Raw genomic sequence first — 9136 nt, 5'->3', positions numbered from 1 at the left:
GCAGCGTGGGGCCGACGCCGGCGCCGGCGCCCATGGGCGTGAGGTCCAGCACCGTGGTCGGCTCGAGCGGGCAAGCGCCTGCGTCGACGATGGCGTCGAGCAGCTTCTGGTAGCGCGCGCGGATGTCCTGCGGGTCGTTCAGCGGCTCGCTGGCGCCGGCGGGAATCAGCGTCGTGGCCAGCAGCGGGGCGCCGTGCAACTCCAGCAGCAGTTGCAGGCTCCTGTGGCCGGGAACGCGCAGGCCGATGGTCTTGCGCGCGGGATGGCTCACGCGGCGCGGCACCTGCTTGGTCGCTTCGAGGATGAAGGTGTAGGGCCCGGGCGTTCCGAGCCTGAGCAGCCGGTACTGCCGGTTGTCCACGTGCGCATGGCTGGCCAGCTCGGACAGGTCGCGGCACAGCAGCGTGAGGTGGTGTTTGTCGTCCACCTCGCGGATGCGGCGCAGGCGGTCCACCGCGTCCCTGTCGTCCAGGTGGCAGACCAGCGCGTAGCTGGAGTCGGTGGGAACGGCCGCGATGCCGCCTCCTTGCAGCAGCGTGGCCGCCTGTTTGAGCAGGCGCGGCTGCGGGTTCTCCGGGTGCACTTCGAAATACTGGGCCATGGCCGGGGCGCTCAGGCCGCAGGGTGGATGCGCTCGGCGAGCAGTTCCCACACCGGGGTCAGGGCGCCGGGCAGTGGCGGCAGGCGGCCCAGATCGATATGCGACTCGTCGGGGCTGTGGAAGTCGCTGCCGCGCGACGCGGCCAGGTCGAACTCCTGCGCCATCGCGGCGTAGATTGCGTATTCGGCGACGCTGTGGCTGCCGGTGACGACCTCGACGCCCTGGCCGCCATGCGCCTTGAACTCGGAAAACAGCGCAAATTCCTCGGTGGCACCGAGCTTGTAGCGCGCCGGGTGGGCGAGCACGGCAACGCCCCCGGCCTGCGTGATCCAGCGCACGGCGTCGCCCAGGCCGGCCCAGCGGTGCGGCACGTAGCCGGGTCGGCCCTCGGTGAGGTAGCGGCGAAACACCTCGGCGGTGTCGCGGCACACGCCGCTGTCCACCAGAAAGCGGGCGAAATGCGTGCGCGAGATCAGCGCCGGATTGCCCACGAACTGCAACGCGCCCTCGTAGGCGCCGCCGATCCCCACCCGGGCGAGTTGCTCGGCCATGTCCCGCGCGCGTTCGCCGCGCCCGCAGCGTGTGTCGGCCAGGCCCTGCACGAGCCGGGCGTCGTCGGGGTCGAACCCCAGGCCGACGATGTGCACGGTGGTGTCGGCAAACGTGACCGAGATCTCGGTCCCCGTGAGGTAGGCCATGCCCTGCTCCCGGGCGGCGGCTGCGGCGCGCTGCTGGGCGCTGATTTCGTCGTGATCGGTGAGCGCCCACAGGTCCACGCCGTTGGCCCTGGCGCGGGCCGCGAGGTCTTCGGGCGACAGGGTTCCGTCGGATGCCAGGCAGTGGCAGTGCAGGTCGGCGTTCAGGTACGTGGTGGTCACCAGGGCATTCTACGGGTGCGGCCCCGGTGGCGGGCCGGCTCAGCGGCCGAGCCTTAGCCGGGCCGCGAACATTTCCGGCAGTGCACCCGTGGCGCGGATCGCGGCAGCGGCCGCGGCGAACGCGTAGGGCACGCGTTCAAAGCGCAGCTGCCAGCGGTCCGTGTCGAGCAGGGCGTACATGGCGCGCGCGTCACCGTCGCGCGGCTGGCCCACGGAGCCCACGGTCGCCACCCAGCGGCGCCGGGGGGGCACGGGAATGGCCACGCCCGCCGGGAGCGCAAGGCGCTTGAGTCGGCGGCCCAGGCCGCGCGCGTACAGGGTTTGGCAGTGCACATGGCCGCAGAACACATGGCTCACGCCGGTGGCGCGCACGGCGGCGTCCAGGCAGCGGGCCGCCATGCCGGCGTTGTCCACGTAGCGCCAGCTCTCGGGCGCGTCGGCGCTGGCGTGCACCAGCAGCATCCCCGACAGCTGCGCCGTCAGGGGCAGCGCGGCGAGGAACTCCCGCTCCTGCTGCGTCAGCTGCGCGCGCGTCCACGCAACGCCGAGGGAGCCGAGCATGGGAGAGTCTGCCGCGCCCTCGCGCGGCGGGGTCGCGCAGACCGCCATGGCGTCGTGGTTGCCGCCGATCACGCAGGCACCGGCTGCGGCCAGCGCCATGGCCTGCTGCACGATGTAGCGCGGGTCGGCGCCGTAGCCCACCAGATCGCCCAGGAGCGCAAAGCGCTCTGCCCCCTGGCCGCGGGCATGGTCCATGCACGCGTCAAAGGCCTGGCGGTTGGAATGGATGTCGGAGAACAAGGCCAGCTTCATGCGGCCTCCTGGCGATCAGGCCGGCCCGGGCCGGCTGCGTGTCTGCGCTCTCTTGCGGGAAGCGCATGCGGTTTGCCGTCATGGTCTTCATGGGTAGAGGCCGCGCATTTCGCGGGCGTTGAGGATGCGCTGGCAGGCCACGATGAAGGTGGCGGTGCGCAGGCTCACCTGGTTTTCCTGGGCCACCTGCCACACGCCGGCAAAGGCCTCCTGCATGATGCGCACGAGGCGGGCGTTGATCTCGTCCTCGCTCCAGAAGAAGCTGGAGAAGTCCTGCACCCATTCAAAATAGCTCACCGTCACGCCGCCGGCGTTGGCGATCACGTCGGGCAGCACCAGCACGCCCCGGTCGTGCAGGATGTCGTCGGCCTCGGGGGTGGTGGGGCCGTTGGCGCCCTCGATCACCAGCCGGGCGCGGATCCGGCCCGCGTTGTGCTGGGTGATCTGGCCCTCGAGCGCGGCGGGGATCAGGATCTCGCAGTCCACGCCCCAGAATTCTTCGGGCGCCAGGGCGTCGGCGCCGGCAAAGCCGTGCACGCCGCCGCTGGAGCGCACGTGCGCGAGCAGCGCGGGCACGTCCAGCCCCTTGGCGTTGCAGATGGCGCCGCTGTGGTCCTGCACGGCCACCACCGGGGCACCGGCCTCGGCAAACAGTTTGCCGGCGGTGCCGCCGACGTTGCCAAAGCCCTGCACCGCGACGCGCGCGCCTTCGATTGGCAGCCCGATGAGCTTGGCCGCCTGCACCCCCACGGTGAACACGCCGCGGCCGGTGGCCTCCACGCGCCCCAGCGAGCCGCCCAGGGCCACGGGCTTGCCCGTGACCACGCCCGTGGCGGTGGCGCCCACGTTCATGGAGTAGGTGTCCATCATCCAGGCCATGATCTGGCCGTCGGTGTTCACGTCCGGCGCCGGGATGTCCTTGGAGGGGCCGATGAATTCCGATCTCGCTGGTGTAGCGCCGCGTCAGGCGCTCCAGCTCACCGCGCGAGAGCCGCTTCGGGTCCACGCGGATACCGCCCTTGGCGCCGCCGTAGGGCACGTTCACCGCGGCGTTCTTGATCGACATCCAGGCGGACAGCGCCATCACTTCGGACAGCGTCACGTCCTGGTGAAAGCGCACGCCGCCCTTGCCCGGGCCGCGCGAGGTGTTGTGCTGCACGCGGTAGCCCTCGAAGTGGGCGATGCTGCCGTCGTCCATCTCGATCGGCACGTCCACGATGAGCGCGCGCTTGGGGCGCTGAGGGTTTCGACCCAGCGCGCCAGGCGCCCCAGGTAGGGCGTGACGCGATCGACCTGCTGCAGGTAAATGCCCCAGGGGCCGAGCCTGTCGGCCTGCAGGTACGAGGGCAGGGTGTGTGCGACGGCGGGGTGCGACATGCTGAACTACTTCCTCGTGAAATCCTGTGACTGTGCGATCGGTCGATGGGTTTGGGTCCCGCAAGCTTATGCCGGGTCCCAGGCGCTGTCCATGGTCGGCCCGTTGCAGCAAGCATAGCCGTTGACGCTCCCGCCTGCGCTGCGCGCCCGTGGGGTCGCCCACGAGCGCGGACATTTTTCCTACTCTTACGCCACCGTGAGATGCTTGAGTTGCGGATCGCCGCCCGGATAGCGCAGGTCGAGGTTGCGCAGCACTTCGCGCAGCAGCGTCGCAACCATCAGGTTGCGGTGCGTCTTCGAGTTGGCCGGAACGATGGTCCACGGCGCCCACGGGGTGTGCGTGGCCGCGAGCAACTGGTCGTAGGCGCTCTGGTAGTCGGCCCATTGCCTGCGCACCTCGATGTCGCCGAGGCTGAACTTCCAGCGCTTGGCCGGGTCGTCCAGGCGCTCCTGCAGGCGCGCGCGCTGCTCCTCGGGGCTGACGTGCAGCAGGAACTTGAGCACGACGGTTCCCGTTTCGCTGAGCAGGCGCTCAAAGTCGTTGATGTGCGCGAGCCGCTGCTGGTGCTGCTGCGGCGTGATGGAGCCATTGACCACGGGAACCAGCACGTCCTCGTAGTGGCTGCGGTTGAACACGGTGATGTCGCCCGCCTGCGGCACCTGCTGGTGGATGCGCCAGAGAAAGTCGTGCGCCTGCTCGGTCTCGGTGGGCACCTTCCACCCCACCGCGTGCACGCCCAGGGCGCTGGTGCGGCCAAATACGCTGCGGATCGTTCCGTCCTTGCCCGCGGTGTCGGTGCCCTGCAGCAGCACCAGCAGCTTGTAGCGCTTGTCCGCGTAGAACAGGTTTTGCAGCGTGTCGATTTCCATCGCCAGGGCCTCGACGGCGGCCTTGTCCTCGGCCTTGTCGCCGAGCGAAAACGGTTTCGCGTCGGGGTCCACGGCGTCGAGCGTGAACGCCCTGCCCTGCGCCGCAGTGGGCTGGCAACGGGCCCAGCGCTTCGCCAGCGTCTTGTCGCGGGCCGAGAAATACGCAGCATACGGAGGGGGTGTGGGGGTTTGCGGCATGGTCGGATGGCAGCTTGGCGTGAGGAACGAGGGCCACAGCGTAAACCATGGACGGGCGGCATTGCCTGGCCCGGCGCAGCCTCCGGTCCGGGGCAGCACAAAATATATGCAAGGCTGCTTAGAATGTGCCGCACTGCAACATATGGGTTCGCTCCCGAGGAGTTCGTCGTGCCCGAACAGAAAAGCGCCGCGCTCAAGTCGACCCAGCGCGTCATCAAGAAATACCCCAACCGCCGTTTGTACGACACGGACACCTCCACCTACATCACCCTGGCCGAGGTGCGCCAGCTGGTCATGGCGCACCAGAACGTGGTGGTGCGCGACGCCAAGACGGGTGAGAACCTCACGCGCAGCATCCTGCTGCAAATCATCCTCGAAGAAGAGGCCGGCGGCGCACCCCTGTTCACCGAGGCCGTGCTGGCGAACATCATCCGCTTCTACGGCCACGCCATGCAGGGCTTCATGGGCGCGCAGTTGGAGAGGAACGTGCAGGCTTTTACCGACATGCAGGCCAAGCTCGCCGAGCAGTCGCAGAACGTCACGCCCGAGATCTGGGCGCAGTTCATGCGCCTGCAGTCGCCCATGCTCAAGGGCATGATGGGCAGCTACGTGGAGCAATCGCAGTCCATGCTCGCGCAGATGCAGGAGCAGCTGCAAAAGCAGACCGAACAAATGCTCGGCGCCCTGGGCTTGAAGCGCTGAGCCGGCCAAGCCATGGGAGCCCGGCGCCGGAGCGGGGAGAATGCGCGCATGAGCGAAGCACCCTCCCCCACGAAATCTCCCACGAAAACACCCAAGATCGGGTTCGTCAGCCTCGGCTGCCCGAAGGCACTCACGGACTCGGAACGCATTCTCACGCAGCTGAGCGCCGAGGGCTACGCCAGCTCCAAGACCTTTCAGGGCGCGGACCTGGTCATCGTCAACACCTGCGGCTTCATCGACGACGCCGTCAAGGAGAGCCTGGACACCATTGGCGAGGCGCTGGCCGAGAACGGCAAGGTCATCGTCACCGGCTGCCTGGGCGCCCGCACGGGCGAGGACGGCGGCAACATGGTGCGCAGGCTGCACCCCAGCGTGCTCGCCGTGACCGGCCCCCACGCCACGCAGGAGGTCATGGACGCCGTCCACCGGCACCTGCCCAGGCCGCACGACCCCTTCACCGACCTGGTTCCCGCAGGCTTTGGCGTCGCGGGCGTCAAGCTCACGCCCAGGCACTACGCGTACCTCAAGATCAGCGAAGGCTGCAACCACCGCTGCAGCTTCTGCATCATCCCCTCGATGCGCGGCGACCTCGTCTCGCGGCCCGTCGGCGACGTGCTGAGCGAGGCCCGGGCGCTGTTTGCCGGCGGCGTGAAGGAGCTGCTGGTGATCAGCCAGGACACCTCGGCCTACGGCGTGGACCTGAAGTACCGCACCGGCTTTTGGGACGGCAGGCCCGTCAGGACGCGCATGCTGGAGCTGGTGCAGGCGCTGGGCGAGATCGCCGCACCCAGCGGCGCCTGGGTGCGCCTGCACTATGTCTACCCGTACCCCCACGTGGACGAACTGCTCCCGCTCATGTGCACGGGCAGCGTGCTGCCGTACCTGGACGTTCCCTTCCAGCACAGCCACCCCGAGATGCTCAAGCGCATGCGGCGTCCCGCCAGCGGCGAGCGCAACCTCGAGCGCCTGCGGCGCTGGCGCGAAGCCTGCCCCGAGATCGTGATCCGCAGCAGCTTCATCGCCGGCTTTCCCGGCGAAACGGAGGAGGAGTTTCAGCATCTGCTGGACTTCGTGCGCGAGGCGCAGATCGACCGCGCCGGCTGCTTTGCCTACAGCGCCGTGGCAGGCGCCGCAGCCAACGAACTGCCCGGCATGCTGCCCCCGCAAGTGCGCGAGGAGCGCCGCGCCCGCTTCATGGCCGTGGCCGAAGCGGTGTCGATTGCCCGGCTGCAACGCCGCGTGGGCGCGACCATGCAGGTCCTGGTCGACTCGGCTGCCGGCCTTGGCCGCAAGGGCGGCGTCGGCCGCACCTACGCGGACGCCCCCGAGATCGACGGCAGCGTGCAGCTGCTGCCGCCCGAGAAAATCAGCAAGACCATGCGGGCCGGTGAATTCACCCAGGCCCGCATCGTGGGCGTGCGCGGACACGATCTGCTCGCGCGGCCGATCTGATTTCATACCCCAAGCACCCGAGACCCAAGGCTCTGCCCCCATGAAACTTGCCACCTGCAAAGACGGCTCGCGCGACGGCCAACTGCTCGTCGTCTCGCGCGACCTGGGAACCGCGCATTACGCGACCGGCGTTGCCGACAAACTCCAGCAGGTGCTCGACGACTGGGGCTTTCTCTCGCCCCAGTTGCAGGACCTGTACGAGCAGCTCAACGCCGGCCGCGCGCGCCACGCGTTTGCGTTCGACCCCGTCCAGTGCATGGCCCCGCTGCCCCGCGCCTATCAATGGGCCGACAGCTCGGCGTATGGCAACCCCGTGGCGTTGATGCGCAGGGCAGGCAACGCCGAGGTGCCCGAAAGCGCTGACTCCGAGCCCCTGATGTACCAGGGGGGCAGCGATGATTTCATCGGCCCCTGCGACGACGTGGTGGTGCCCGGCGAGGACATGGGAATCGACTTCGCGGCGGAACTCGCCGTCATCACCGGCGACGTGAAAATGGGCACCTCGCCCGAACAGGCGCTCGACGGAATCCGCCTGCTGATGATCGCCAACGGCGTGTCGCTGCGCAACCTGGTCCCGGCAGAGTTGGCCAAGGGCCTTGGCTTCTTCCAGTCCAAGCCCGCCACGGCCTTCGGCCCCGTGGCCGTGACGCCCGACGAACTGGGCGACGCCTGGGAACACGGCCGCGTGCACCTGGTGGTGCAGTCCACCTGGAATGGCCGCAGGGTGGGCATGTGCGAGGCCGGCCCCGAAATGCGTTTCCACTTTGGCCAGCTCATCGCGCACGCGGCCAGGACGCGCAGGCTGCGTGCCGGCTCGATCATCGGCAGCGGCGCCGTGAGCAACCAGGGCGTGGAGCGCGACGGCCGCACCGAGTGGCCCAAGGGCTACAGTTGCATCGCAGAAAAACGCTGCATCGAAACCATTCAGGACGGCGCGCCCAGCACCGAATTCATGCAGTACGGCGACACCATCCGCATCGAGGTCAAGGGCCGGGACGGCGCCAGCGTCTTCGGCGCCATCGAGCAGCGCATCGCCGCGCCGGACGGCGCCTGAACGGGCCGGGTTGCGCGACCAAAGCCACCGGGAACGCACCGCCCCGACCGTGCCTTGGTCGATGGGAAAGTGTATTTATTGGTCACACCAGCTTGCTGATCAATTACAATCGCTCCGCATGCGCTGTGCGCAAGATCGTCTTCACTTTTTCACGAAACACAGGAACAGGGATTCGAACATGAACCAAATACAGGGCCGCAGACGGTTTTCCGTGGGCCTGGGTGCCTTGGCGCTGGGGGGCTTTCATCTGGCGCGGGCGCAGAGCGACAACCGCATCGTGCTCGGGCAGTCGGCCCCCTTCACCGGCCCCGCTTCCCAGCTTGGCGTGCAGCTCAACCTCGGGGCGCAACTCTTTTTTGACCAGTTCACGCCCAGGGCGGCTTGGGCGGGAGGCAGGTGGAAATCCGCACCCTGGACGACGGCTACGAACCCGAGCGCTGCGCCGAAAACACCCGCAAGTTCATTGCCGACGACGTGTTCGCGCTGTTTGGCTACGTCGGCACCCCCGGCAGTCTGGCCGCGATGCCCTTGTTCACCAAGGCCAGGCTGCCGTTCTTCGGCCCCTTCTCGGGGGCCGAGGTGCTGCGCCAGCCGTTCAACCGCCTGATCTTTCATGTGCGCGCCTCGTACTACGACGAGACGGCGCTCATCGTGCGCCACCTGACGAGCCTGGGGCTCAAGAAGATTGCGGTGTTCCACCAGAACGACTCCTACGGCATGGCCGGGCTCGACGGCGTGACGAAGGCGCTGACCACGATCGATCTCGCCCCGGCGGCCACGGCGACGGTGGAGCGCAATTCGACCAACGTGAAGGCGGCCATCGACAAGCTGCTGGCCGCAGCACCCCACGCCGTGGTGCTGGTCACGACCTACGCCTCGGCCGCAGCCTTCGTGCGCGCCGCGCGCAAGGCGGGCTTTCGCGGGACCTTCTACAACGTGTCCTTCGTGGGCACGCAAGCGCTGGCCGACACGCTCGGCGCGGACAGCGCCGGTGTCGTGATCTCGCAGGTGGTTCCCTCGCCCTACCGGCCCGCGCACCAGCTCACGCGCGAGTTTCTCGACGCCATCAAGAAGGGCGGCTACAAGGTACAGCCCAACTACTCGAGCCTGGAGGGCTACTTGGCCGCACACGTGTTCGCCGAGGGCCTGCGCCAGGCGCAAGACAGCGGCAGGCTCACGCGCGAGAGCTTC

The 9136-nt window shown here is 68.6% G+C and carries 7 protein-coding genes and 2 pseudogenes; 4 read left to right on the top strand and 5 right to left on the bottom strand.

The features are described from left to right. From VTU_RS0115390 to VTU_RS0115370, 5 genes and pseudogenes are all read right to left on the bottom strand, one after another. Positions 1-601 (bottom strand): L-threonylcarbamoyladenylate synthase (locus VTU_RS0115390; protein ID WP_010105733.1); only part of this gene is annotated, 601 nt, incomplete at its 3' end. 11 nt (positions 602-612) lie between these two features. Continuing rightward, complete coding sequence (locus tag VTU_RS0115385; RefSeq protein ID WP_010105731.1) at positions 613-1479, bottom strand: 3',5'-nucleoside bisphosphate phosphatase; 867 nt, start codon at positions 1477-1479, stop codon at positions 613-615. Positions 1480-1518: 39 nt separating this feature from the next. After that, positions 1519-2292 carry a metallophosphoesterase family protein gene (locus tag VTU_RS0115380; protein ID WP_010105729.1) on the bottom strand — a complete coding sequence of 258 codons (774 nt, stop codon included), beginning with the start codon at positions 2290-2292 and terminating at the stop codon, positions 1519-1521. A gap of 87 nt (positions 2293-2379) precedes the next feature. After that, positions 2380-3669: pseudogene (locus tag VTU_RS27555) on the bottom strand (Glu/Leu/Phe/Val family dehydrogenase). A 186-nt stretch (positions 3670-3855) separates the two neighbouring features. Further along, positions 3856-4737 carry a PPK2 family polyphosphate kinase gene (locus tag VTU_RS0115370; protein WP_010105727.1) on the bottom strand — a complete coding sequence of 294 codons (882 nt, stop codon included), beginning with the start codon at positions 4735-4737 and terminating at the stop codon, positions 3856-3858. Between the two features lie 123 nt (positions 4738-4860). On the opposite strand from VTU_RS0115370, the gene phaR reads away from it, so the two are divergent. The 4 genes and pseudogenes from phaR to VTU_RS27550 form a co-directional block, all read left to right on the top strand. Continuing rightward, positions 4861-5439, top strand: coding sequence for a polyhydroxyalkanoate synthesis repressor PhaR (phaR, locus tag VTU_RS0115365; RefSeq protein WP_010105725.1), 579 nt, complete (start codon positions 4861-4863; stop codon positions 5437-5439). Between the two features lie 48 nt (positions 5440-5487). After that, positions 5488-6891 carry a 30S ribosomal protein S12 methylthiotransferase RimO gene (gene rimO / locus VTU_RS0115360; protein WP_010105723.1) on the top strand — a complete coding sequence of 468 codons (1404 nt, stop codon included), beginning with the start codon at positions 5488-5490 and terminating at the stop codon, positions 6889-6891. Between the two features lie 40 nt (positions 6892-6931). After that, a complete protein-coding gene (locus tag VTU_RS0115355; protein WP_010105721.1) occupies positions 6932-7945 on the top strand; it encodes a fumarylacetoacetate hydrolase family protein in 1014 nt (337 codons plus the stop codon). Between the two features lie 178 nt (positions 7946-8123). Then, positions 8124-9136: pseudogene (locus VTU_RS27550) on the top strand (ABC transporter substrate-binding protein); the annotation flags it as partial.

The organism is Verminephrobacter aporrectodeae subsp. tuberculatae At4 (assembly GCF_000193225.1).
GTDB classification, from domain to species: domain Bacteria; phylum Pseudomonadota; class Gammaproteobacteria; order Burkholderiales; family Burkholderiaceae_C; genus Acidovorax; species Acidovorax aporrectodeae.
The sequence above is the reverse complement of the archived record's forward strand: the minus strand, read 5'-3'. Positions and strand labels throughout refer to the sequence as shown.